Annotated in this window: 24 protein-coding genes, 1 tRNA gene and 1 pseudogene; 6 read left to right on the top strand and 20 right to left on the bottom strand. The window is 67.1% G+C overall.

The window, feature by feature from the left end; all coding sequences use genetic code 11:
- Positions 1–14: 14 nt before the first annotated feature.
- Genes D9R12_RS11885 through D9R12_RS11895 form a run of 3 tightly spaced genes read right to left on the bottom strand, consistent with a single transcriptional unit; the run spans position 15 to position 2,439 of the window.
- Entirely contained in the window at positions 15–683 is a 669-nt protein-coding gene (locus tag D9R12_RS11885; RefSeq protein ID WP_122230750.1) for a type IV pilus inner membrane component PilO, read from the bottom strand.
- Positions 680–1,381: a PilN domain-containing protein gene (locus D9R12_RS11890; protein WP_122230752.1), complete on the bottom strand. Its 702-nt coding sequence runs from the start codon at positions 1,379–1,381 to the stop codon at positions 680–682. The genes D9R12_RS11885 and D9R12_RS11890 overlap by 4 nt, the downstream gene beginning before the upstream one ends.
- Positions 1,381–2,439: a pilus assembly protein PilM gene (locus D9R12_RS11895; protein ID WP_014159823.1), complete on the bottom strand. Its 1,059-nt coding sequence runs from the start codon at positions 2,437–2,439 to the stop codon at positions 1,381–1,383. Before D9R12_RS11895 ends, D9R12_RS11890 begins: the two co-directional genes overlap by 1 nt.
- 226 nt (positions 2,440–2,665) lie before the next feature.
- Here D9R12_RS11895 and D9R12_RS11900 point away from each other — a divergent pair, with 226 nt between their 5' ends.
- From D9R12_RS11900 to D9R12_RS11920, 5 genes and pseudogenes are all read left to right on the top strand, one after another.
- Positions 2,666–5,134, top strand: a complete 2,469-nt coding sequence (locus D9R12_RS11900) for a penicillin-binding protein 1A (RefSeq protein WP_122230754.1) — start codon at positions 2,666–2,668, stop codon at positions 5,132–5,134.
- Positions 5,135–5,244: 110 nt separating this feature from the next.
- Positions 5,245–5,862: a hypothetical protein gene (locus tag D9R12_RS11905; protein ID WP_122230756.1), complete on the top strand. Its 618-nt coding sequence runs from the start codon at positions 5,245–5,247 to the stop codon at positions 5,860–5,862.
- Between the two features lie 118 nt (positions 5,863–5,980).
- Complete coding sequence (locus D9R12_RS11910; RefSeq protein ID WP_122230758.1) at positions 5,981–7,585, top strand: peptide chain release factor 3; 1,605 nt, start codon at positions 5,981–5,983, stop codon at positions 7,583–7,585.
- Positions 7,586–7,715: 130 nt separating this feature from the next.
- A complete protein-coding gene (gene trhA / locus D9R12_RS11915; RefSeq protein WP_014159819.1) occupies positions 7,716–8,384 on the top strand; it encodes a PAQR family membrane homeostasis protein TrhA in 669 nt (222 codons plus the stop codon).
- Between the two features lie 88 nt (positions 8,385–8,472).
- Positions 8,473–10,436 (top strand): annotated as a pseudogene (locus tag D9R12_RS11920) (AsmA family protein).
- Between the two features lie 10 nt (positions 10,437–10,446).
- Here D9R12_RS11920 and D9R12_RS11925 read toward each other — a convergent pair.
- The 3 genes from D9R12_RS11925 to mtgA are packed head-to-tail and all read right to left on the bottom strand — an operon-like array spanning position 10,447 to position 12,575.
- A complete protein-coding gene (locus tag D9R12_RS11925; RefSeq protein WP_043290386.1) occupies positions 10,447–10,875 on the bottom strand; it encodes a CBS domain-containing protein in 429 nt (142 codons plus the stop codon).
- Positions 10,835–11,857, bottom strand: a complete 1,023-nt coding sequence (locus D9R12_RS11930) for a glycosyltransferase family 2 protein (RefSeq protein WP_122230760.1) — start codon at positions 11,855–11,857, stop codon at positions 10,835–10,837. Before D9R12_RS11930 ends, D9R12_RS11925 begins: the two co-directional genes overlap by 41 nt.
- A gap of 4 nt (positions 11,858–11,861) precedes the next feature.
- Positions 11,862–12,575 carry a monofunctional biosynthetic peptidoglycan transglycosylase gene (mtgA, locus tag D9R12_RS11935; RefSeq protein ID WP_122230762.1) on the bottom strand — a complete coding sequence of 238 codons (714 nt, stop codon included), beginning with the start codon at positions 12,573–12,575 and terminating at the stop codon, positions 11,862–11,864.
- A gap of 179 nt (positions 12,576–12,754) precedes the next feature.
- Here mtgA and hslO point away from each other — a divergent pair, with 179 nt between their 5' ends.
- Entirely contained in the window at positions 12,755–13,645 is an 891-nt protein-coding gene (gene hslO / locus D9R12_RS11940; protein WP_043290936.1) for an Hsp33 family molecular chaperone HslO, read from the top strand.
- A 780-nt stretch (positions 13,646–14,425) separates the two neighbouring features.
- On the opposite strand, the gene D9R12_RS11945 is transcribed toward hslO, so the two are convergent.
- From D9R12_RS11945 to ybgF, 14 genes are all read right to left on the bottom strand, one after another.
- Entirely contained in the window at positions 14,426–15,043 is a 618-nt protein-coding gene (locus D9R12_RS11945) for a hypothetical protein (RefSeq protein ID WP_122230764.1), read from the bottom strand.
- A 149-nt stretch (positions 15,044–15,192) separates the two neighbouring features.
- Positions 15,193–15,540: a hypothetical protein gene (locus D9R12_RS15615; RefSeq protein WP_147475085.1), complete on the bottom strand. Its 348-nt coding sequence runs from the start codon at positions 15,538–15,540 to the stop codon at positions 15,193–15,195.
- A complete protein-coding gene (locus D9R12_RS11950; RefSeq protein WP_122230766.1) occupies positions 15,537–17,396 on the bottom strand; it encodes a DUF927 domain-containing protein in 1,860 nt (619 codons plus the stop codon). Before D9R12_RS11950 ends, D9R12_RS15615 begins: the two co-directional genes overlap by 4 nt.
- Positions 17,393–17,851, bottom strand: coding sequence for a DNA primase (locus tag D9R12_RS11955; protein WP_122230768.1), 459 nt, complete (start codon positions 17,849–17,851; stop codon positions 17,393–17,395). The genes D9R12_RS11950 and D9R12_RS11955 overlap by 4 nt, the downstream gene beginning before the upstream one ends.
- The gene (locus tag D9R12_RS11960) at positions 17,851–18,144 is read right to left on the bottom strand and encodes a hypothetical protein (protein ID WP_147475086.1); all 294 of its coding nucleotides are present in this window, start codon (positions 18,142–18,144) and stop codon (positions 17,851–17,853) included. Before D9R12_RS11960 ends, D9R12_RS11955 begins: the two co-directional genes overlap by 1 nt.
- 8 nt (positions 18,145–18,152) lie before the next feature.
- A complete protein-coding gene (locus tag D9R12_RS11965) occupies positions 18,153–18,356 on the bottom strand; it encodes a helix-turn-helix transcriptional regulator (protein ID WP_122230772.1) in 204 nt (67 codons plus the stop codon).
- A 94-nt stretch (positions 18,357–18,450) separates the two neighbouring features.
- A complete protein-coding gene (locus D9R12_RS11970; RefSeq protein ID WP_122230773.1) occupies positions 18,451–19,053 on the bottom strand; it encodes a hypothetical protein in 603 nt (200 codons plus the stop codon).
- A gap of 99 nt (positions 19,054–19,152) precedes the next feature.
- Complete coding sequence (locus D9R12_RS11975) at positions 19,153–19,461, bottom strand: hypothetical protein (RefSeq protein ID WP_122230775.1); 309 nt, start codon at positions 19,459–19,461, stop codon at positions 19,153–19,155.
- On the bottom strand, positions 19,458–19,592 hold the full coding sequence (locus D9R12_RS16135) for a hypothetical protein (RefSeq protein WP_280524763.1): 135 nt from the start codon (positions 19,590–19,592) through the stop codon (positions 19,458–19,460). The genes D9R12_RS11975 and D9R12_RS16135 overlap by 4 nt, the downstream gene beginning before the upstream one ends.
- 114 nt (positions 19,593–19,706) lie before the next feature.
- Positions 19,707–20,927 (bottom strand): tyrosine-type recombinase/integrase, encoded by a 1,221-nt coding sequence (locus D9R12_RS11980; protein WP_122230777.1) that lies wholly within the window; start codon positions 20,925–20,927, stop codon positions 19,707–19,709.
- A gap of 163 nt (positions 20,928–21,090) precedes the next feature.
- Positions 21,091–21,166: transfer RNA gene (locus D9R12_RS11985), tRNA-Lys, on the bottom strand.
- 85 nt (positions 21,167–21,251) lie between these two features.
- Positions 21,252–21,932: a 7-cyano-7-deazaguanine synthase QueC gene (queC, locus tag D9R12_RS11990; protein WP_122230779.1), complete on the bottom strand. Its 681-nt coding sequence runs from the start codon at positions 21,930–21,932 to the stop codon at positions 21,252–21,254.
- A 234-nt stretch (positions 21,933–22,166) separates the two neighbouring features.
- The gene (queE, locus tag D9R12_RS11995) at positions 22,167–22,856 is read right to left on the bottom strand and encodes a 7-carboxy-7-deazaguanine synthase QueE (RefSeq protein ID WP_122230781.1); all 690 of its coding nucleotides are present in this window, start codon (positions 22,854–22,856) and stop codon (positions 22,167–22,169) included.
- 100 nt (positions 22,857–22,956) lie between these two features.
- Positions 22,957–23,796, bottom strand: a complete 840-nt coding sequence (gene ybgF, locus D9R12_RS12000; protein ID WP_425476611.1) for a tol-pal system protein YbgF — start codon at positions 23,794–23,796, stop codon at positions 22,957–22,959.
- Between the last annotated feature and the right edge of the window lie 131 nt (positions 23,797–23,927).

Genomic DNA, 23,927 nt, shown 5'->3' on the forward strand with positions numbered 1-23,927 from the left:
CGAGAAGGCGCGACTCATGGCTGTGCTCCTGCAGGCCGCGTGCCGGCGGCCGCCTTCTCCTGCGCGGCGGTTTCTTCCTCGTCCATGTAGCGATAGGTCTTGACCGTACCGGACAGTTCCAGGCTGCCGTTGCTGGTGGCGCCGGTCTTCGGGTCGACCGGCTGCAGCGAAATGTCATGCATGGTCAGGATGACCACGCGCGGCAGCGACGCCACGCCACTGACAAAGGCGCCGAACTGGTGGTAGCTGCCCACCATGCGCAGCGCGATCGGCTTTTCGACGTAGAACTCCTTGGGCGTTTCCGGGCCGGGCTGGAACAGCTCATTGGTCAGGCCGCTGGACAGGGCAGTCTGCGAGATGTCCACGATCAGGTCGGGCATCTCGGTCTTGCTGGGCAGCTGGCGCAGCATCTGCTGCAGCACCTGCTCCATTTGCGCCAGCTGCTGCTTGAGTGGCTGCAGGTTTGCCGCGCGCCCGGCCTTCTGCTCGAACTCGGCGCGCAGGGTCGATTCCTGGCTCTCAAGGCCCTCCAGTTCTTCGCCCTGGCTACGGAACACCAGCAGGTAGGCCAGGATCAGGATGAACAGGCCGACGAGGGTACAGAACCCGATCTTGTAGTTCTGCGGCCAGCCGCCGATATTGCTGAAATCCAGCTCGTTGAGCTTGACTTTCTTCTGACTCATGACGCCGGGCTCCCTTGCGTCTGCGTGGGGGCTGGCGGAGGCGTCGTGGTGGCCGGCGCGGCCGGCGCGCCCGGGGCCGCCGGCGTTGCGGTCGGGTCAACGACCGGGACCGCGCCTGGATCGGCAGGCGTGGCCAGCTCGACCTTCAGGGTGAACACATAGGGCAGCGCGCGGCCAGCAATCGGCACCGGCACCCCACCGGACTGGCCTTCGGCCTTGGCCTCGATGATCGACAGGTCTGGTTTGGTCATCCAGCCCGAACCTTCCAGATTGCGCATGTAAGTGCTGACCCGCGCGTTGGACTGCGAGCGGCCCTGCAGGGTCAGGATGTTGCCGTCCTGCTTGAGGCTGGACAGCACCACCCCATCGGGGATGGTGCGCACCAGCGAATCGAACAGATGCACCATCTGCGAGCGGTTGGCCTGCAGCTCCTCGATGACCTTCTTGCGCGCCAGCAGGCGACCCTTCTGCTTGTCCAGTGCATCGATTTCCTTGATCTGGGCATCGACCTCGGTGATCTTGCCCTGCAGGAAGGCGTTGCGTTCCCTCTGGCCGTCGATCTGGCCGTTGTAGTAGAACCAGATGAAGAGCGCCAGCACGACCGCGATGGCCGCGGCCATGCCCAACATGCCGTAGAACTCCTTCTGGCGCTGCGCGCGACGTTCCGCGCGCCACGGAAGAAGATTGATCTTTGCCATCAGTCGAAGCTCCGCAGGGCCAGACCGGTGGCGATCATCAGCGCCGGCGCATCCTGCGCCAGCGCATGCGCCTGCACGCGCGGACCTAGGGTCATCTGCGCCAGCGGATTGGCGACCACGGTCGACACGCCGAGCTGCTCCTCCACCATCTCCGGCAGGCCTGTCAGGGCCGCGCAACCGCCGGCCAGGACGATCTGGTCGACCCGATTGAATTCACTCCCTGCATAGAAGAACTGCAGCAGGCGGCTGATCTGCTGGACCGTGGCTTCCTTGAACGGCTCCAGCACCTCGACCTCGTAGCTTTCCGGCAGGCCGCCCTGGCGCTTGGCCATGCCGGCTTCCTCGTAGGTCAGGCCATAGCGACGCATGACCTCGTCGGTGAGCTGCTTGCCGCCGAAGACCTGTTCGCGGCTGTACAGGCTGCGGCCGCTGCGGATCACGTTGAGGGTGGTCATGGTGGCACCGATGTCCACCAGCGCGACCACGCCGTCATGCGGCACCGGCAGATCGCCCGCCAGCAGCGCAAAAGCGTTCTCGACCGCAAAGGCCTCCACGTCCATGACCTTGGCGGTCAGTCCACCGAGTTCCAGCGCGGACTGGCGCAGTTCCACGTTCTCCGAGCGCGAGGCGGCCAGCAGAACCTGGACCATTTCCGGGTTGCTGGGCAGCGGCCCGAGCACCTCGAAATCCAGGTTCACTTCCTCGATGGGATATGGAATGTAGTTGACTGCCTCGAGCTCGATCTGGGCTTCCATCTCGTTCTCGTCCAGCTCGGCGGGCATCGGGATGATCTTGGTGATCACCGCCGAACCGGCCACTGCAGCGGCGGCATTCCTGGTCTTGGTTCCGGCCCGGGTCACCGCACGGCGGATGGCCTCGCCGACCGCCTCGACCTCGACGATGTTCTTTTCCACCACCGCATTCGGCGGCAGCGGCTCCACGGCGTAGTGTTCCACGCGGAAACGATTGCCGACCCGCGACAACTGCAACAGCTTGACCGCAGTCGAGCTGATGTCCACGCCGATCAGCGAAGACTGACTTTTCGGGATGAGCCCCACGGTATATCCCCTTCCGACCGGCGGAACCTGAGCGAGCGGATTCAGCCCACCCTCACATTAATAATGAATTATTCACAACCCGCAAGCACTTGTACAGCAACCCGTGACGCCTTACGCGTTCTTGTAAGGATGTAGCCCAAGTGTTTGTTTCCCCCAAGGAAGCCAACCCCGCTTCCGGAAGCATCTATACTCGCGTGCCACGAATTGTGCAATCGGAAGCTCCCTGATGTCCCGTTTCCGCCGCCTGCTGCGCTGGGCGATTGGTCTGTGCCTGGTCGGCGCCCTGGTGGGCGCGGTGATTCTAGGCTTCTTTTATTACTCCATTTCGTCCAGGCTGCCCTCGATCCAATCCCTGCGTGATGTCCAGTTGCAGGAACCGATGTATGTCTATGCCAGCAATGGTCAGCTGATCAGCATGTTCGGCGAGACCCGACGCTATCCGGTCGCCATCGCCCAGGTCCCCCGGGAGGTCCAGCAGGCCTTCGTGGCGGCCGAGGACGCCAACTTCTACACGCACCGCGGGATCGACCCGAAGGGCATTTCACGGGCGGTGTGGCAAACCCTGACCCGGGAGGGACGGGTGGCAGGTGGCAGTACCATCACCCAGCAGGTGGCGCGGCAGTTTTTCCTGAGTTCCGAGTACAGCTACACCCGCAAGCTGGCCGAAATGCTGCTGGCCATGCGCATCGAGGCGATGCTGAGCAAGGACCAGATCCTGGAGCTGTACCTCAACAAGAGCTTCTTCGGCAATCGCGCCTACGGCGTCGCCGCGGCGGCCGAGTTCTACTACGGCAAGCCGCTCGAGGAGCTGACCCTGGCCGAGGCGGCGACCTTGGTGAGCTCGCTGAAATTCCCCTCCAGCGGCAATCCGATCAGCAACCCGGTGCGCAACCAGCAGCGCAGCGTGTACGTGATCGAGCGCATGCGCGAGGACGGCTACATCACCCAGGCCCAGGCCGACGCCGCCAAGGCCGAGCCGCCGCACGCCGCACCGCACGAGCGCCCGGTGGAAGTCTATGCGCCGTACATCGCCGAGATGGTGCGCCAGGAAATGCTCGCCAGGTTCGGCGGCGACGTCCTGGAAAAGGGCTACCACGTCACCACCACGATCGACCCGCTGCTGCAGCCGGCCGCCGACAAGGCGGTGCGCGACGGCCTGGCGGTGTACGACCACCGCCATGGCTGGCGCGGCGCGGAGAAGCATGTCGACCTGGCCTCCGATGCCGACGCCGAGTCGCTGGCCGCGCACCTGGCCGGGATCGCCTCCGAAGGCGGGCTCGACCCGGCGATCGTCGCCGGTACTTCCGGCGACAGCGCCACGGTTGTCACCCGCGACGCGCGCCAGATCGTGCTGGGCGCGGCAGCCAGCAGGTGGACCGGCCGCACCCCGGGCAAGCTGCTGGCACGCGGTGACCTGGTCCGCGTCGGTGCCAAGCGCAAGGCGCTGGCCGATGCCGACAGCAAACCCGCCCAGCCCGATGCCACGGCCGAATACGTCTATACCCTGGAGCAACTGCCGCAGGCACAGTCGGCGCTGGTTTCGCTGGACGCCAACAACGGCGCGATCCGCGCGCTGGTCGGCGGCTTCAGTTTTGCCGCCAACAAGTTCAACCGCGCCACCCAGGCGCGGCGCCAGCCGGGTTCGAGCTTCAAGCCGTTCCTGTATTCGGCCGCGTTCGAAAAGGGTTTCAACCCGCTGTCGATCGTGCTGGATGCGCCGGTGGTGTTCCGCGACCGCCGCGGGCATGTCTGGCGCCCGGGCAACGACGACGGCAAGTTTGCCGGTCCCATGCGCCTGCGCGAGGCGCTGGTGCGATCCAAGAACCTGGTCTCGGTGCGCTTGCTCGATGCGATCGGCGTGGACTTCGCACGCAAGTACATCAGCCAGTTCGGCTTCGACATCGCCGAGCTGCCGCCGAACCTGTCGATGGCGCTGGGCTCGGCCTCGCTGACGCCGATGTCGATGGCGCGCGGCTATGCAGTGCTGGCCAACGGCGGCTCGCTGGTGACGCCGTGGCTGGTCGATGTGGTCAAGGACCGCGACGGCAAGGTGGTGTTCAAGGAAAACCCGGCCACCGCCTGCCGTGCCTGCGGTCGCCATGGCGCCAACGCGCCGGCGCCGAGCCAGGTGGTCGATGGTTTCAACTTCGGTCCGGTGCAGACCCAGCAGCCGACCAGGCCCGCGCCGCTGGCCACCTCCGAACCCGACCCTGCCCCGCAGACGCCGCCGCCGGGCACCAAGGTGGCGCCGCGTGCGATCGATGAGCGCACCTCCTACCAGCTGGTGTCGATGATGCGCGACGTGGTCCGGCGTGGCACCGGCACCGCAGCCAACGTGCTCGGCCGCGAGGACACCGCCGGCAAGACCGGCTCGACCAACGACCACCGCGATGCCTGGTTCTCCGGCTTCGCCGGGCCATACGTGACCACGGTGTGGGTGGGCAGGGACAACTTCCGCTCGCTCGGCTACCGCGAATACGGCGGCAAGGCCGCGCTGCCGATCTGGATCGACTACATGCGCGTGGCCCTGAAGGACAAGCCGATCACCCCGAATGCGCCGCCCGAGGGCATGGTCGAGGTCACCAGGAACGGCGCAACCGAATGGATCAAGATCGAGGACCTGGAGCGCATGCAGGGCGATGATGCGCTGCAGGACGAGAACGCCACCGACGAGGCCGCGTTCGACATCTTTTGAAGCCAGGAGTGAGTGGGGAGGAGTGAGAAGAGAGCAAAAGCAAAAGCCCAATCCATCTTTCGCTCACTTCTCACTCCTCCTTGCTCACTGCTCGAAGCCAGAGGCCCGCCATGCACCACGCCCGCCAGCACGCCCAGATCCACACAGCCGAGCGCCGGCGCCGGCTGGCCCACGAAGCAGCCCGCCTGATCGCCGAAAGCGGCATCGGTGACTACCAGCTGGCCAAGCGCAAGGCCGCCAGCCGGCTTGGCATCCACGACGATGCCTCGCTTCCGCGCAACCACGAGGTCCAGGCGGCGTTGCGCGAGTACCAGCGCCTGTTTGCCGGCCCGGATCATGCCGCACTGCTGCGCCGGCTGCGCCAGGCCGCGTTGCAGGCGATGGACTTCTTCGCCGCGTTCTCGCCGCGCCTGGTCGGTCCGGTCCTGGACGGCACCGCCGATGCGCGCTCGCCGGTGCAGCTGCACCTGCACAGTGATGACCAGGAAGCCGTTGCCCGTTTCCTGGACGACCAGCGCATTCCGGCCGATGCGCGCGTGCGCCGGCTGCGCATGGACCGCCAGCGCAATGCCGAGGTCACGGTGTGGGGTTTTGCCGCCGACGGGGTGCACTTCGAACTGGCCGTGTTGCCGCGCCAGGCATTGCGCCAGGCGCCGCTCTCGCCGGTGGACCAACAGCCGATGGCGCGTGCCTCGGCTTCCCAGCTCGAGCGCCTGCTGGCCGGCTGAGGGGCGCAGGGGGTCCATGGGCGCCTGTTGGTCCAAACGCGTCCGGTCCGGACCACCTGCCCCGCTATACTTGCTGGCTTCCTGACCGCTCATCAGCGCCCGTGCCGGCGCCACCACCATGTCCGATGTCTCCCGCGAAGCCGCGCGCCGCCGCACCTTCGCCATCATTTCCCATCCCGACGCCGGCAAGACCACCCTGACCGAAAAGCTGCTGCTGTTCGGCGGTGCGATCCAGATGGCCGGTTCGGTCAAGGGCCGCAAGGCCGCGCGCCATGCGACCTCGGACTGGATGGCGCTGGAAAAGGAGCGCGGGATCTCGGTGACCTCCTCGGTGATGCAGTTCCCGTACGAGGGCAAGATCGTCAACCTGCTCGACACGCCCGGCCACGCCGACTTCGGCGAGGACACCTACCGGGTGCTGACCGCAGTGGACTCGGCGCTGATGGTCATCGACGTGGCCAAGGGCGTGGAGGAGCGCACCATCAAGCTGATGGAAGTGTGCCGGCTGCGCGACACCCCGATCATGACCTTCATCAACAAGCTCGATCGCGAGGGCAAGGATCCGATCGAGCTGCTGGATGAAGTGGAAACCGTGCTGGGCATCCAGTGCGCGCCGGTGACCTGGCCGATCGGCATGGGCCAGCGCCTGAAAGGCGTGGTCCACCTGATCACCGGCCAGGTGCACCTGTACGAGCCGGGCCGCAACTTCACCCGCCAGGACTCGACCATCTTTCCCTCGCTCGACGCGCCGGGCCTGGCCGAGAAGATCGGCCAGACGATGCTGGCCGAGCTGCGCGACGAGCTGGAGCTGGTCCAGGGCGCGAGCAATCGCTTCGACCTGGACGCCTACCGCGCCGGTCGGCAGACGCCGGTGTTCTTCGGCTCGGGCGTGAACAATTTCGGCGTGCAGCCGCTGCTGGATTTCTTCGTCGAACACGCCCCGCCGCCGCAGCCGCGTGCCACCACCAGCCGCCAGGTGCAACCAACAGAAGACAAGCTGTCCGGCTTCGTGTTCAAGATCCAGGCCAACATGGACCCGCAGCATCGCGACCGGGTGGCGTTCATGCGCGTGTGCTCGGGCAAGTTCACTGCCGGCATGAAGGCCTTCCACGTGCGCACGGCCAAGGAGCACAAGCTGGCCAACGCGCTGACCTTCATGGCCTCCGACCGCGAGATCGCCGCCGAAGCCTGGCCGGGCGATGTGATCGGCATCCACAACCACGGCACGATCTCCATCGGCGACACCTTCACCGAAGGCGAATCCTTGAGCTTCACCGGCATTCCCAACTTCGCCCCGGAACTGTTCCGCCGCGCGCGCCTGCGCGATCCGCTCAAGCTCAAGCAGCTGCAGAAGGGCCTGGCCCAGCTGTCCGAGGAAGGGGCGACCCAGTTCTTCCGCCCGTTGATGAGCAACGACCTGATCCTGGGTGCAGTGGGCGTGCTGCAGTTCGAGGTGGTCGCCTACCGGCTGAAGGACGAATACGGCGTGGATGCGATCTTCGAGCCGGTCGCGGTCACCACCGCGCGCTGGATCGAGTGCGCCGATCCAAAGAAGCTCGAAGAGTTCCGCGAGAAGAACGCCGCCAACCTGGCCATCGACGCGGCCGGCCAGCTGGTGTATCTGGCGCCAACCCGGGTCAACCTGCAGCTGGCCCAGGAACGCGCGCCGGAGGTGGTCTTCCGCGCGACCCGCGAGCACGCCCACAGCGCGCTGGCCGACTGATCCAGGCAGATCCAGGCATCGATCGACCAGCGACCCGCCGCATACACAAGCTCAACCTGACTTGGGTGCAGTGCAGCCTCTCCGCCCATTCTCACATCTGGCCGGGAATGGGCTGCGATAAAGTCAGGACATGGCGCTGCAGGCACATCCCAAGACCAACGTCCGCGACGAGATCGCCAGTGCCCTGACCCACGGCCTGGGCGCGATCGCCGCCCTGGCCGGCGGCGCGGTGCTGATCACCCTGGCGGCGCTGTATGGCGATGGCTGGCAGCTGGGCACGGCGATCGTGTTCAGCGTGACGCTGTTGCTGCTGTACGTGGCCTCCACGCTGTATCACGCCATCCAGCATCCGATGGCCAAGGCGCGGCTGCAGGTCTTCGACCACTGCGCGATCTACCTGCTGATCGCCGGCACCTACACGCCGATCCTGCTGATCGGGCTGCGCGGCCCATGGGGCTGGGGCATGTTTGCCGCGGTCTGGACGATCGCGCTGTTCGGGGTGGTGTTCAAGCTGTTCTTCACCGGCCGCTTCAGATTGCTTTCCACCGGCCTGTACCTGGCGATGGGCTGGCTGGTGGTGGTGGCGATCGAACCCCTGCTGAAATCGGTCGATGCCTTCACCCTGGGTTGGCTGCTGGCGGGCGGGATCTTCTACACCCTGGGCACCTATTTCTACCAACGCGACTCGGTGCGCTACTTCCACGCGATCTGGCACCTGTTCGTGCTGGCCGGCAGCGTCTGCCACTTCGTTGCAGTGACCGGCCAGGTGGTGGGACCACGGCTGCATCACGGCGGTTGATCGGCTTCGCGGAGCGTCAGGGCGGGGCTGAACGCCTGCTCCTGCCTTCGCAGCACGTAGACACCCAGGCTGTCGATAGTGGCCCCGCATGAGCCCTGCCAAGCCGCCCTCGCGCAATGTCGCCCGCGCCCATCCAGTCCTGACCGCGCTGGCCATCGCGGCAGTGTTGATCGTGCTGTTGATCGGCTTCTGGGACTGGAACTGGTTCAAGGGCCCGGTGGAGCGGGCCGTGGCGGCCAACACCGGGCGCGCCTTCCATATCGACGGCAACCTGGACGTGGACCTGGGCCGCATCACCACCATCGGCGCCGATCGCCTGCGCCTGGCCAACGCCGATTGGGCGCGCAAGACCGCGCCGGAGATGGCCACTGCCCAGCGCCTGGAAACGACGTGGCACTGGGCCAGCTGCTGTTCCAGCGCAGCCTGTTCCTGCCGGCGATCCGCATCACCCAGCCAGTGCTGGAACTGGAATCGCGCCCGGCCAGCCAGGGCGGTGGCAACTGGGTCTTCCAGGGCGACACGCCCGATGACGGAAAAGGCGGCATGAGCCCGCGCTTCGGCGCGGTCGTGGTCGACCGTGCGCGCCTGCACTATCTGGATGCCGCCAACGAGACCGACCTGCAAATCCAGGCCAGCAGCGGCAAGCCCAACGCCCAGTACAGGGCACCGCCGATCGACCTGACCGGCGCCGGCCGCTGGAGCGAGAACCCGTTCACCCTGGGTGGACGCATCCAGTCGCCGCTGGACCTGGCCAACAGCCAGCGCCCGTATCGCGTCGATCTGCATGCCGCCGCCGGCGACACCAAGGCGCGCGCGCGCGGCACCTTGGTCGACCCCCTGCACCTGCGCCAGTTCAACCTGCGTCTGGCGCTGTCCGGGCAGAACCTGGCTGACCTGTATCGGCTGATCGGCGTGGCCCTGCCCGAATCACCGCCGTATGCCATCGACGGCGACCTGGCCCGCGATGGCCACACCTGGCGTTACGACCACTTCGCCGGCAAGGTCGGCGACAGCGACCTGGCCGGTTCGACCACGGTGATCCTGGGTCGACCGCGCCTGAAGCTGCAGGCCGATCTGGTGTCCGAGCGGCTGGATCTGGATGACCTGGCTGGCTTCATCGGCGCGCCGCCCGAAGGCGGTGCCGGCGAAACCCGCAACGCCGAGCAGGAAGCCAGGGCCGCCAGGCTGGCCGCCGACCCACGCGTGCTGCCGCAGGATCCCTATGACCTGTCCAAGCTGCGTTCGATGGATGCCGACGTCCGCCTGCAGGCCGGGCACATCAACACCCGACTGCCTCTGGACAACATGGAGGCGCACCTGCTGCTCAACGACGGCCTGCTGCAGCTGCAGCCGCTGGACTTCGGCGTCGCCGGCGGCAAGATCCGCTCGAACATCGGCATGGACGCGCGCGCCCCGACCATCCGCACCCGCGCCGACATCCAGATGCACACGCTCGACCTGGGCCGGTTGTTCCCCCAGGCCCAGATCGCCCAGGCCGCCACCGGCCGCATCGGCGGACACGTTCGCGTCGACACCACCGGCAACTCGATCGCGCACATGGCCGGCAACGCCAACGGCGAGGTGGCGGTGGGCATGGGCAAGGGCCAGATTCCGCAGCTGCTGGTTGAACTGGCCGGCCTGGACGTGACGCAGTCGCTGGGTTATCTGTTCAACCAGGACAAGCAGGTGCCGATCCGCTGTGCCTTCGCCGACTTCGGCGTCACCAACGGGCTGATGCAGACCCGCAGCATGGCCTTTGACACCACCGACACCATCGTGCTCGGCAGCGGCCAGATCAATCTGAAGGACGAATCGCTGGCGCTGGAACTGAACCCGCGTCCCAAGGACCGCAGCATCCTGAGCTTCCGCACACCGCTGAAGATCGGTGGCACGTTGAAGGACCCCTCGTTCCACCCCGACCCGGGCAAACTGGGCCTGCGCGGCGCCGTGGCCCTGGCGCTGGGCGCCATCGCGCCGCCGGCGGCCCTGCTGGCCACCATCGACACCGGGGCCGGCCAGGACAGCGACTGCGGTGGCAAGTACGCCAAGTAGGCGACCGCGCTCAGGAGGCGATGTAGCGCTGCAGCGCGTCCAGATCGGCCTGCTGGTCCTCGATCACCGCCTTGACCAGGTCGCCGATCGACACGACCCCGATCACCCGGCCCTCCATCACCACTGGCAGGTGGCGGAAGCGGCGCCTGGTCATCACTTCCATGCAGTGGGCCACGCTCTGCTGCGGTTCCACCGTCACCACCTCGGTGGTCATGATCTGCTCGACCCGGGTGCTGCGCGAGGAGCGCTCCAGCAGCACCACCTTGCGCGCGTAATCGCGCTCGGACAGGATCCCGACCAACACCTGGCCGCGCATCACCAGGACCGCACCGACACCATGCTGGTCCATCTTGCGGACCGCCTCGAACACCGGTTGATCCGGTGTCACCGTGACCAGTTCAGCGGTCTTGCCCGCCAGCAACTGCCTGACTGTGCGCATGGCGCGCTCCGTCTGCTTCGGTTGGCTCGAAGGATACGCCTTCGCGCGCCGGCTGCCACTGCTGGACCAGGTACAGCGGCCGCTGCTTGGCTTCCTCGTAGAGCCGGCCCAGGTATTCCCCGATCAGGCCGAGCGCGATCAGCTGGGTGCCGCCCAGGAACAGCACCACGGTCATCATGCTGGGCCAGCCGGCGACCGGGTCGCCATGGGCCAGCGCGCGCGCGATGACGATCACCGCGTAGACGAAGGACAGCACCGCCACGATCAGACCCAGGTAGGTGGCCGCGCGCAGCGGCGCGGTGGAGAAGCTGGTGATGCCTTCCAGGGCGAAGTTCCACAGCTTCCACGCGCCAAACTTGCTGCGCCCGGCGATGCGCGCCTGGCGATGGTAGGGAATGGACAGCGGCCCATAGCCGACCCAGCCGAACAGGCCCTTCATGAAACGATGGCGCTCGCGCAGTTGCCTCAGGGCCAGGTGCGCACGCGGCGACAGCAGGCGGAAATCGCCGGTGTCGGCCGGTATCGGGGTCTTGGACAGGCGCCCGATCAGGCGGTAGAAACCGTGCGCGGTGAAGCGCTTGAGCCAGCCTTCGCCATCGCGTTCGACCCGCGTGCCAAAGACGTTGTCATGCCCTTCGCGCCAGGCCGAGACGAACTGCGGGATCAGCTCCGGCGGGTCCTGGCCATCGGCATCCAGGATCATCACCGCGCTGTCCTCGGCGACCAGGTCCAGGCCGGCGGTCAGCGCCGCCTCCTTGCCGAAGTTGCGCGACAGCCGCAGCAATTCCACCTGTGCGTCGCGGGCGGCCAGTGCCTGCATGGCCTCCCAGGTGCGGTCGGTGCTGCCGTCGTCGATGTACAGCACCCGGGTGGAGATGGCATCGAGCCGGTCCAGCACCGCGCGCAGGCGCTGGTGCAACCGCGGCAGGGCTTGCTCCTCGTTGCGTGCGGCGATCACCACGGTCAGGCGGTCTTGGGCCATCAGCTCACTCCAGGGTCTGCAGGTAGCCGATACCGCCGATCTGGCGGGTCTGGCGCTGGATCCAGGCCGCGCGGCGGGAGACGTACGGGCCGGGGCGCACCGCGCTGTAGGTGCGCGGCGCAGGCAGCACCGCGGCCAGGCGCGCGGCCTGCTCGGCGCTGAGCCGCGACGCATCCACGCCCCAGAAGGCGCGTGCGGCCGCCTGCGCGCCATACACGCCATCGCCGAACTCGGCGATGTTCGCGTAGACCTCCAGGATTCGCCGCTTGGGCCACAGCAGCTCGATCAGCATCGTGTACCAGGCCTCGACGCCCTTGCGCAGGTAACTGCGCCCGGACCACAGGAACAGGTTCTTGGCCACCTGCTGGCTGATCGTGCTGGCGCCGCGGACCCGGCCACCGCGCGCGTTGTGGGCGCGCGCCTTCTCGATGGCCTGCAGGTCGAAACCGGCATGGCTGGCAAAGCGCTGATCCTCGGCGGCGACCATCGACAACGGCAGCGCCGGGGCGATCTGGCCCCAGTCGCGCCATTGGTAGGCCGGATGGAAGCGCCACTGGCCCTGGCCCCACGCTTCGAACTGCCGGGCGATCATGAAGGCCGACACCGGCGGATCGACGAACCGCAACACCGCCACCTGCAGCGCGCTGCCGGCCGCGATCAGCAAGGGCAGGGCCAGCAGCCAGCGCAGCCAGCGACGCGGTCGGGCGATGGCGGGCATGGGGTCGATGGCCGGGCTCCTGGGCGATGATGCGGAAGCGGCAATGTTACTTGCTGGTTCCACTGCGTTGACGGCCAGGATCCGGCGCCGCCTTGGAAAGTGCCGCGGCCGCCCGCACGCTAGGGATTCTGACGGACCTCCAGGCGAGGCCGCTGCCCTTGGATGCACCCGTGAACTCGATCCCGTCTTCAGACGACCTGCGTACCCGTTTCCTGCTCCCCCAGGCCGGTGTGCGCGGGGTCAGCGTGCGCCTGCGCCAGGCCTGGGCCGACCTGCGCGAACCGGCCCATTACCCGCCCCGCGCCCGGGACCTGCTCGGCCAGGCCGTGGCGGCAGCGGCACTGTTCACCGGCCACGTCAAGATCGACGGGCGCCTGTCGGTACAGCTGCGCAGCAGCGTCGGCCTGCGCACGCTGTTTACCGAGTGCACCGCCGCCGGCACCGTGCGCGGGATTGTCCAGCTGCGAGATGGCCACGACGCGCCTGCCGACCTGACCGCACTCGGCGACGATGCGCTGCTGGCCATCACCATCGAGAACCCCGGCCTGGACCCGCGCGAGCCGCAGCGCTACCAGAGCCTGGTCGAACTCAGTGCGGCCACGCTGGACGCTGCCTTCCAGGATTACTTCCTGCGTTCGGAACAGCTGCCCACGCGCTTGCTGCTGGCCGCCGACGGCGACCAGGTTGCCGGAATCATGCTGCAGAAACTGCCCGGCGACGAAGGCGATGCCGACGGCTGGCAGCGCGCCGGCATGCTGTTTGACACCCTGGGCCGCGGGGAACTGCTGGCTACCGCGCCGACCGCGCTGCTGCACCGGCTTTTCCACGAAGAGTCGGTGGTGGTGCTGAACCAGCAGCCGCTGCGCTTTGCCTGTTCGTGCTCACGCGAGCGGGTCGAAGGCATGCTGGTCTCGCTGGGACGCGAGGAGGCCATGGCCGCCGCTGAGGAGGGCCAGGCCGAGATCCGTTGCGAGTTCTGCGGCCGCCGCTATCACTTCAGCCCGGATCAGATCGCACAGCTGTTCGAAGGCGCACCGCTGTTGGCCAGTGGCTCCGAGCGCCTGCAATGATGTGCGACCGGCACCGGCCTGGGGTGCGCGACCGGAGAACCGGCCAGGACCGATGCGCTCGATGCCCGCGCGGTGTGCCGGTTTGCTGATCACCTGGGCGGCCCGGGAGTGGCCACCTCACTGGCAAGAACAACGGTGCCAGACCGACTCGCCAGCTGTTTTTCCTGCGCCGTGATGCAATCGAATTCCCCGCTCAAGCGTCAAGTCTGCGCGGGTTCTCTGCTTTCGAGTCTTGCAGTTACCGTCAAAGTTACCGCCACAATGCGCCCGCTCACAGCTCTGGCATGGGTGCGATCCAATAGCAGCCTGGCCCCTGACAGGTAGCCCGGGCTAAGGGGTCCGGCACCGCCAGCCATTGCAACCGATCGCGTGCTGGTGGGGGACGGGAGGACATGCAGCGCGGCTGTTGCCTTCGGCCGGCTGTCGGCTCGGCTCGGCGGGCCGTGGTCCGCCGGACGGTCCGGATCGCATGCAGTCTCGACCCGCCGGCATTGCCTGGCAGCACGTGGCCGGAATTTCGGGCAGCAGCGGTGCGGACTCGGCTGGACTTGATCGGACGATTGTTGTCCCGGGCAAGCCGGTTGCCCGGGACAAGCCCGGGACGCTGAAACCCTTATGGGACAAGGTGTCCCGGGTGTCCCGGGTCGCGAACGCAAAGGGCGGAGGACATGCGCGAAAGTCCTCGCGGCCGACCTTGGCGGATGTGCGTTTTGACAATGGACCTTTGTATATAACCCGGGACAACCCGGGACACCCGGGACAGCAGGCGGGCATTGGCTTTCAGCGCCCCGGGTTTGTCCCGGGTTGCGCATCTACCCGGGACAAGTTCGGCACGTGTTCCAGCTCGCCGGCCATCTCGTGGCGGTATTCGTCCAGGTCCAGCCCAAAAAAAGCCACGGCCACCATCTCATCCAGCCATTGGTCCAGGTGGCCCTTGGCATGCGCTCCGACTGCGGCCTCGGACTGCGCCATGAGGGCGTCCGTGAAGCATTGCAGCTTCCGCACGGCCTCCGCTTCGGCACCGTATTTGGCCGCGGCGGTGCGGGCATCGTTCATCTGGCGCTCCTGCGCCAACTCGGCCTCCAGATCACGGATGCGCGTGCGCAGCTCGGCGTGCGTTGAGGTCGCGTGCTTGAACACGCGCGCCCGCAGCCGGGTCGGGTCGGTGCGCTCGATGACCTGTCGTGCCGCGCGCTTGGGTTCCAGGCGTCCGTCGGCTTCAAGCTGGATGATGCCCCGCTTGATCCACTGCGACACAGCTTGCTTGGAGACTCCGACCATGCGCGCGAACTGCGCCGGAAGGACGCGCATTTCCAGCAGGTCGCCAGGGTCGAAGGGCAGGAGTGACGGGCGGGCTTCGGCGCCGGCTTCATTCGGGCATTCAATTGCGCGTGTCATCGGGTACTCCGTTGGGTCAAGTCAAAATCGACAGGGGCTATCTACACAACAAACGGGGTCCGAATTACCCGGGAGGGGTGCCCTCTCGGGAGGACCCGCAGGCCCGCACCGCGCTGCCAATCTCCCGTCCCAGCACCACCCGGCGCGCATCACGGCCCAGCCGCCGGGCGGGGAATGGGCAGGCCGTGCAGTCGGTTGAGACACCACGGGCAGGCGAGCACCCGCAACGGTGCGTCATCCCACAGCAGCACCGGCCCGCATCCTTGGCAACGACATGCCGATGTCCAGTCCACAGGCACCGCACCCCGCCGCCGCCCATCGCTCGCAAGCAGCGCACGCGCATATGCCAACAGGGTGCAATCGGCGTAGTCGGCCAGGCCGTTCAAGTCATCACGCGCCAGCCGCAGGACGCGGCGCACGTCCAGATCCGCGGCCTGGCATATGCGGATCAGTTTCAACCGCTGCGCCTCTTGTGCGGCCACGTGGGCGGCACTCACGCCACATCCTCATCGTCATCCCACAGTGCCGGCAGGACCACGTATACGCGCGCGCTGCGGCCGTCCGGTAGCCGTTCCTTGCGGGTGAACTCCCCGCCGCTTCCCAGCCGCAGCGCGCCCGCATTGGCCAAGGCGCGCGCAACTTGTCGCGGGTCGAATCCGGCGCACACCTCGCGCCGGAACACCTCCCCGTCGATGTAATAGGCGGTTCCGCCGTCATCGTCGGTCCCTTTGCGGAAGCCTGCGCGGTTGATCGTGCGTGGCTTGTGGTTCTCGCCGTTGTCCCTCCATGGACTGAACCGGCCCTCTCCATGCAATTCAAGGAACAGGCGCACTTGCCCAAGCATTGCCACAGGCTCCGATGCGCCGGCGGTTCCACGCATTCGCAGCCAATCGCCGTAGCAGGCGCGAGCCGCCCAGATGGCTTCACCACGCTGCCAACCGGTCAGCCCCCGGCAAGTTGCCATCTCCCCAGCCGCGGCCACCAGGGCGAAGCGTTGCGCGACTCGGCGGACCTGGCCGGAAGCCAAGCCGTCGCAAAGCGAATCGAACACCGCATCACGATTCGCCCGCAGCTCGCCCTGCGCCGCACCGGGGTCCCGCGTGAGCATGTCCAGCCACTGCGCCAGCACGTGGCCGTGGTGGGCCGCTGCGGCGCGTTTGAGCGCATCTGCAAACTCCCCGGGCGTGGTCCCGTCGGGCACGCGCTCGAAGATGCCGGCAGCCCCCTCGATGTCCGCCGGGACGTCGATCACGCGCACCTCATGCCCGGCGCGCAGCTTGTTGCCCGATGCGGTCACCAGATCGCCCAAGCCTATTTCACCGGCGGACAGGAACAGCACGCGAAACCGCTGCGGCGCGCGCGCCGTGCCGTCGCGGTTGCTTCGACCCTTGCCGTGGCCATTGGCCAGCAAGTAGGCGGCCGCACCGGCGTTACGTGGGTCAAGCTGCCCGATTTCGTCCAGCGGCAACAGAAGATCCGAATACATCGACGCCACAGCTTCCAGGGCGTTGTCGGTGGCTCGCCAGGTGCGCGCATAGGCTGGCGGACCGAACACGCTTGCCGCCGCCGCAAGTGCCGTACTCTTGCCGCTGCTGCTGCCGCCCCGCAGGTGGAAGCCGCCGCCCTCGCTGTCCAGCAGCCCAAGGCATGGGCCAGCGAATGCGGCCGACAACGCCAGCACCAGGCGCGAATTGCCGGCGCAGGGTGCGGCCACAAGCGTGCGCCACTCATCCACGGTGCCCGCGCAACCAAGGGCGACGCCATCGGACATGGCGCCCTGAAACAACAGGGGTTCACCCGCGCTTTCGCCATAGGCCATGGACGGCAGCACGAATGCGCCCCCGTGCCAGCCGGTGCGCAGCACACAACGCGCCTTGGCTTCCGGGCGGGCCTGCGCGATGTACTCGGCCAACTTTCCCCGGCGCACCGCAACCGGCGTGACGTCCAGGCCCTGCCGCAGCAGCTCGGCCCGCAGTTCCTCGCCGCTGCCGGCCAACATGGACATGGGCATTGGCCAGCGGTGTTCCTGTCCGTCGCGGTCACGGAACACCAGCAGCCGGCCCCATTCGCTGCCCTGTGCATCGCGGGTGAAGGCACTGATTTCCAGCGGCCCGCAGATCCATTGCGGTTCCCCTTCGCGGTGTTCGCCGGTCATGGGGTCCTGCGTGGCGCCGATCCAGTAAACGCCCGGCGGGTCGAATGCCTCGCCGTCAGCATTGACGAACCGGGAGCGCAGCGCACGCACCGACCTGGCCCTGCGCGCCTGTCGCGTGCTGGGCTTGGCCTTGACGGCGCGCGCAGCTTCCATCCGTGCCAGGTCGCGTTCTGCGCGCTCATCAAGGGGTGAGGTCATGTCAACACCTCACGGGCCGCATCAATGCGCGCAAGGGCCTGCAACAGCCGGTCCCGGTCCTCATCGCCCAGCGTGCGCCCGTCCGCCAAGTCACGGGCCGCCAAGGAGACGATGAGTGATTCCCGGGCCAGGACGCCCAGTGCAGCAGACCACCCACTCTGTCGCCAGGCATCGCGAGCACTGGCACGGCCGCCGGGACTTGTGTCCACGGGGCGCGGCGGGAACAGGTCTGCCATTTCAAGGCCAAGGGCACGCAGCACGTCTGAAACATCGCACCCGGCAAAGCACTTCACCAGCGCACAGCCGTTGCGGCCTTCGGCAATGGATAGCGATGCACTGCGGTCCTTGTGCGCAGGACAGCGCGCGGTCCACCCGCGTCCGCTTTGACGCACGCACTCCAGGCGCGCCAGCAGGATCCCGGCCGGGCCAACCGCCGAATGCGGAACGGCATGCATCACCGCACCTGCCCGCGCCGCTGGCGTGTGATTCTCTTGAAACCTGATTCCGGCGTTGCGATCGTGCCCGCAGTGCCATCCTCCGGCACCACTGCAAACAGCCCGGCCCAGGTGCCATCAGGGCACACGCAATCGGCCCAGGCGATCACCTCCAACTGGAATTCCTCGACGCCATCGGCATAGCACGCATACCAGGCGCCATGGGGAACAGGCAGGACGGCGCGCACGACAAGGCCGGAACAGTGATCCGCGCCCGGCGTGGCTGCTGGCGCGATGGCGCGCGCTGCGGTCATGGGCGCGCTCATGCTCGCGCTTTCCGTTGCGCCGCCGCTGCGATCAGTTCGCGAATGTCCTCGGCACGCCAGGCCGTGGTGCGCTCGCCCAGCTTGAACGGTTGCGGATAGCGGCCAGAACGCACGCCAGCCCACCAGGTGGAACGGGAAACGGGGAACAGGGCCAGGACCTGCGGCAGGCGCAGGTAGCCGGTTTCAGGGAGTGTTTGCATGGCTTCGGATTCCTTTTGACGCCGTAATGTCCGGCGGCGGAATCTTCAGCCATCATCGAGAATCGATGTGCCAATTAGGAATTCAGATTGCTAATTAGCTTTTTTCATCCGGCAGCAGCGCTCGCGCACGCATCACAACCTGGCTGGCGATCTCGTCCTTAGGACTTCTGAACCCCAACAATTGCAGTTGTTTTTCAACGCTTTTCCCTACCGCCTTGTCCGGCAGCTTTGCCATCACGTCCAGCGCACGAATGATCCGTAGCAGGTTTGTGCGCTCACGCGCGGCCAATGGCTTTTCTTCGGTCGCGACCGGTCCGGCTTGCTCATCTTCTGCAAAGAAACGCGGCAACGGCCCTTGCAGGCGCAGCCATTCGACCAGCGCCGCGCGCGGGACCTTCCCGTATTCGTCCCATGCGCCTTTTGTTCCCTGAGGGTAGCGTTCACCGTCGATGGTGGCCCCGTACACCTGCCGTGCCGGATGGTGCCGCACAACGGTCACGCCCAGCGCGCCCCTCGCATCTGCAAGGCGCCGCTTCCAGCCGTTCAGGGCGGCAATTTCCTCTTGCTCGGCTTTGTCACGTTCCCTCAAGGGACGGAACAGGCGGCCGGGAACGATGCCGCAGCACAGGGCCGCCGCGTCATCCAAGGAATATTCGGACAGGCCCCGCCACGCGGAGAACGGATCTTCAATTGCCATGTGCGCACCTTCCTGCGCCCTTCAAAAAAGGACGCCACGGCAACGGGTGAAGGTGTCCCGCTTTCAGCTGGCCGGCCTAGCCGCGGCGTTTTGAAGCAATCAGCGCGCGCTGTTTTCCGCAATTTCCATACGCGCCCGGTGGATCTTCTGCGCTAGCTCGCGCGCCATCCTCAATCCAGCCTCCCGCCCTACGGCTTGCCCTGTAGCGCGGTCCGTTGCCTCGCTGAGGATCTCGGCAAGGCGGGCCAGGCGCGCGCGCTGCGCCGGTGTCATGCGGTCCATGTTTTCCAGTATTTCGCGCACATCGTCGGGAGGCGCCGCGGCGCCATGGGTCGTGCCGTCATCATTGGCGGCCAGGGCCTTGGCAAATAGCTCCAGCGCGGCGCCCTTCCGTTCTGCCGCGCTCATGCCTTGCCCCGCCAGGTTTGGTTGCTGGCGAGCACTTCGGGCCCCTGCGCTTGACGCGCTCGCCGGGTGTTGCCCTTGACCGGCGGCGCGCCGTAGGTCCCGGGATCGATTGCCAGACTTTGTGCTGCCATGCTTGCTCTCCTGTTGAGCGGTCGTGGAAGGCGCGGCGGAGTGCGCTATCACCCCGCCGCGCCGCTTGCCGGACGTTGCCCGTTTCTGCTGCCGGCCGGCGCGACGCGTGCGACTCAACCCGCTTTCGCCCGCAATGGCACGACGTTGCCGCCAACGCGCAGGCTGTCCAGGTAGTCGGCCCAGCCCTGCATCATCTTGCGACGCTCTGCCAGGTGCGCCGTGCGGTTGTAGGCGCGGCCGTTGGGGTCGCGTACCGCATGCGCCAACTGGTGTTCGATGTAGTCGGGCCGGTAGCCCAGCACTTCATCCAGGATGGTGCGGGCCATGGCGCGAAACCCGTGGCCAGTCATCGTGTCGCCGTCGAATCCCATCCGGCGCATGGCTGCGTTGACGGTGTTTTCGCTCATCGCCCGGTCGCGACCGCGCACCCCGGGGAACACGTATTGTCCGCGCCCGGTCAGGGCGTGCAGCTCGCGCAGGATTTCCACCGCTTGCGTGGCCAACGGGACAACGTGGGGCGTTCCGGTCTTACTGGCCGTGTATCGCCATTCGGCAGCGTCCAGGTCGATATCGGCCCAGCGCGCGCGACGCAGCTCGCCGGGCCGGACGAAAAACAAGGGCGCCAGCTTCAACGCGGCCATGACCACCGGGGTGCCCCGGTAGCCGTGCAGCGCCCGCAACAGCGGCGCCACGTCCGCCGGTTCGGTCAGGCTGGCGAAATGGCTGCCTTGCGGCTGCGACAGCGCGCCCAGCAGATCGGCCGCCGGGTTGCGCTCGGCCCGGCCGGTGGCGATGGCATAGCGGAACACCAGGGACGCCAGCATGCGCGCGCGGTGCGCGGTCTCCACGGCGCCGCGCGCTTCAATCTTGCGCAGTGCCGCCAGCAGCTCCGGGGCGGTCACATTGGCAACGGGGCGATCCCCGACGTACGGGGTCAGGTCGCTTTCCAGCAGGCGCCGTTCCCGCACCACGGACGCAGGGGCCAGCTTCTTCGCGCGCTGCGCCAGAAGTTCGGCGGCAACCGCCCCGAAGGTGTTGGCGGTGCGCTCGGCCGTCGCCGCCTTTTCCGCCTTGCGTTGCTCGCCCGGGTCGATACCGGACGCCAGTAGCTTGCGGGCCTGCGCGCGCCGGTCCCTGGCGTCGGCCAGGCTCACATCCGGATAGGTGCCCAGACTCAACGTGTTGCGCTTGCCGGTGACGGGCCTGCGGTAGTCCCAGCGCCACCAGCGCGCGCCGTCTGGCTTCAGCAGGAGGTACAGGCCGCCGCCATCGGCAAGCTTCATCAGCTTGCCGGCAGGCTTTGCCTTGCGAATCGCGGTATCGGACAGGGCCATGACGGTAACAGGGTCGGCGGGATGCCGGGTTACCGGCAAAGCTACCGTCAGTTACCGTCGGTTTTCAATAGCCGGCATCGGACTGAAGCGAACGCAAGACAACAAAAAACCCGCATTTCAGCGGGGTTTCTTGGACTTCTTCGGATGCTTCCGGACCTTGATTTGGTGGGCCGTGATGGATTCGAACCATCGACCAAAAGATTAAAAGTCTTCTGCTCTACCGACTGAGCTAACGGCCCGGGCACTGCGGCCCCGGCCTTGCGCCGGGCCGGGAATTTTACCGCATCGATACGCCGATGCGCGAATCGCATCTATCACGCCCGATCAGGCGTAGCGCGTCGGATCGGCCACGCCGGCCTCGGCAAAGCCGGCCGCGCGCAGGCGGCAGGCATCGCAATGGCCGCAGGCCCTGCCGGCCGCATCGGCGTTGTAGCAGGACACCGTGCTGGAAAAATCCACGCCCAGCGCCACCCCTTCGCGCACGATCTGGGCCTTGCCCATGAACTGCAGCGGTGCATGCACGACGATGCCCGCCCCTTCCACGCCGGCCTTGGTCGCCAGGTTGGCCAGTGCCTGGAAAGCGGCGATGAACTCCGGCCGGCAGTCCGGGTAGCCCGAGTAGTCCACCGCGTTGACGCCGCAGAAGATGTCGGCCGCGCCCAGCACTTCGGCCCAGCCCAGTGCGATGGACAGCATGATGGTGTTGCGCGCCGGCACGTAGGTGACCGGGATGCCCTCGCCGCCCGGCTCTTCACCGGTCCGCACGGGCACCTGGATGTCATCGGTCAGGGCCGAGCCGCCGATGCTGCGCAGGTCGACATTGACGACCTTGTGCGCGGCCGCACCGAGCGCGGCGGCCATGCGCGCGGCCGCGTCCAGTTCGGAGGTGTGGCGCTGCCCGTACTGCACACTCAGGGCGTAGGGCACAAAGCCCTGCGCGCGGGCCATGGCCAGGACCACGGCCGAATCCATCCCGCCGGAGACGAGAACCACTGCATTTTTCATGGGCGTTTGTTCTTGCCGGCTCGAGCGGGCGGGGGATGCATAGCCTAGTACCGCAACCCAAAGATATCGAAACGTGAAAGCGCGGCTTCAAGCCCAGGGCGGCGTTGCAAGCCTTGCCAAGGCGGCCTGCCTTGGCGGCAGCTTGCGCCTTGCCCTGGACTTGAATCCATCACTTTCACCATGTTCCGTTATCTCCGGGCTACGGTACTAGCGCCAGGACGCGCGGCCGGTGACTCAGCGACCGGGTTCGTCGTTCCACAGCAGCTTGTGCAGCTGCATCTGAAAGCGCACCGGCAGACGATCTTCGACGATCCAATCAGCCAGATCGCGCGGACTCAACTGATCCTTGGACGGCGAGAACAGCACGCTGCAGCGGCCGGACAACGCGTGCTCGCGCACCAGTGCGCGCGCCCATTCGTAATCGCTGCGCCCGCACAGGACAAACTTGAGCTGGTCGCGCGCGCTCAGCAGCGCCAGGTTCTCCCAACGGTTGCGGTGTAGCTCGCCCGAGCCCGGCGTCTTGATGTCGACCACCCGTGACACCCGCGGATCAACCTGTGAGACATCGATCGCGCCGGAGGTTTCCAACGAGACTTCGTGGCCAGCATCGCACAGGCGCTCGAGCAGGCCGATGCAGCGCTTCTGCGCCAGCGGCTCGCCGCCGGTCACGCACACATGGCGCACGCCCTGGCGCGCGACCTCGGCCAGGATGTCGTCGATCTCCCACCAGGTGCCGCCATGGAAGGCGTAGGCCGTATCGCAGTAGCTGCAGCGCAGTGGACAACCGGTCAGGCGCACGAACACCGTCGGCCAGCCGACCGCATCGGCCTCGCCCTGCAGCGACAGGAAGATCTCGGTGATCTTCAGCCGCTCCTGCGGTGATTGTTCGATATCGCCGGGAAGGGCGGCGGCAGTGGCGTTCATCTCACGGGGCCTCCAACAGGTGCACCACCGCAGACCCCGCAGTGGCGTTCAACGATCTTCAGCACAACAGGTTCGAGCGGCCCGGATGAAGCCATCCACCTCAGCGCATCTGGCCGACCTGGATCGAATGCAGGCGGTCTTCGGCGGTGCGTGCGACATCGCTGTTGGGATATTGCTGGATCACCGACTGCAGGGTGCCCTCGGCGTCGTTGACCTTTCCCAGGCCGTACTGCGCCAGGCCCAACTTCAGCAGCGCACCCGGCGCCTTGTCATGGGTGGGATAGCGCGCGATCAGCGCGCTGAACTGGTCGGCGGCCATCTGGTAGTTCTGGGTGACGTAATAGCTCTCGCCCAGCCAGTACAGCGCGTTGGGCGCATACACGCCGCCGGGATACAGCTGCAGGAAGCTGGTGAACAGGTTGGCCGCGTCGGCGTACTCGCCCTTCTTCAGCGCATCGAAGGCCACGCCGTAGGCGGTGCGCTCGTCGCCGGCCTGGGCCAGCGCGCCGGCATCGCCGTGCACGGACGGGGGCGCTTCCACCGCCGCGTCCGCGACCGGAACGGCCGTCGGCGTGGCGGCCGAAGCACCCCCTGAAGCCGGCGGCGGCACGACCGAAGGCACCGCACCGGCAGCTGCAGGCGCTGCGCCACCTCCGCCCTCCAGGCGGCCGATGCGCCCGTCCAGGTCCAGATACTGGTCCTTGGCGCGCTGCTTGAGCTGGGCGTTTTCGTTCTGCAATTGCTCGACCATGCCGCGCAGCTCGGCCAGTTCGCTGCGCAGTTGGTTGAGCTGGTTGAGCTGGTCGATGTTGCCGCGGCTGTTGGCCGACTGCGCTTCGAGCGCGGCAACCCGATCGGCCAGGCTGGCGCGCTGGGCCAAGGCAGTGGGCACCAGTCCCAGCGACAGCAGCAGGACCGGCAGAAGCACACGGAAATGGATTGGACGCATGGGGCTCACGTGACGAAAGGGATGCGCATGGCACGGCAGAAGCGGCATTGAATCATGGCGGGCCAATGAGAAGGGCCGGTGCCAGGTCGGGCAGACAGGTTGTGTCCTGTTGCCCGCTCCGG

This window comes from Pseudoxanthomonas spadix (assembly GCF_003703395.1).
Taxonomy (GTDB): Bacteria; Pseudomonadota; Gammaproteobacteria; order Xanthomonadales; family Xanthomonadaceae; genus Pseudoxanthomonas_A; species Pseudoxanthomonas_A spadix.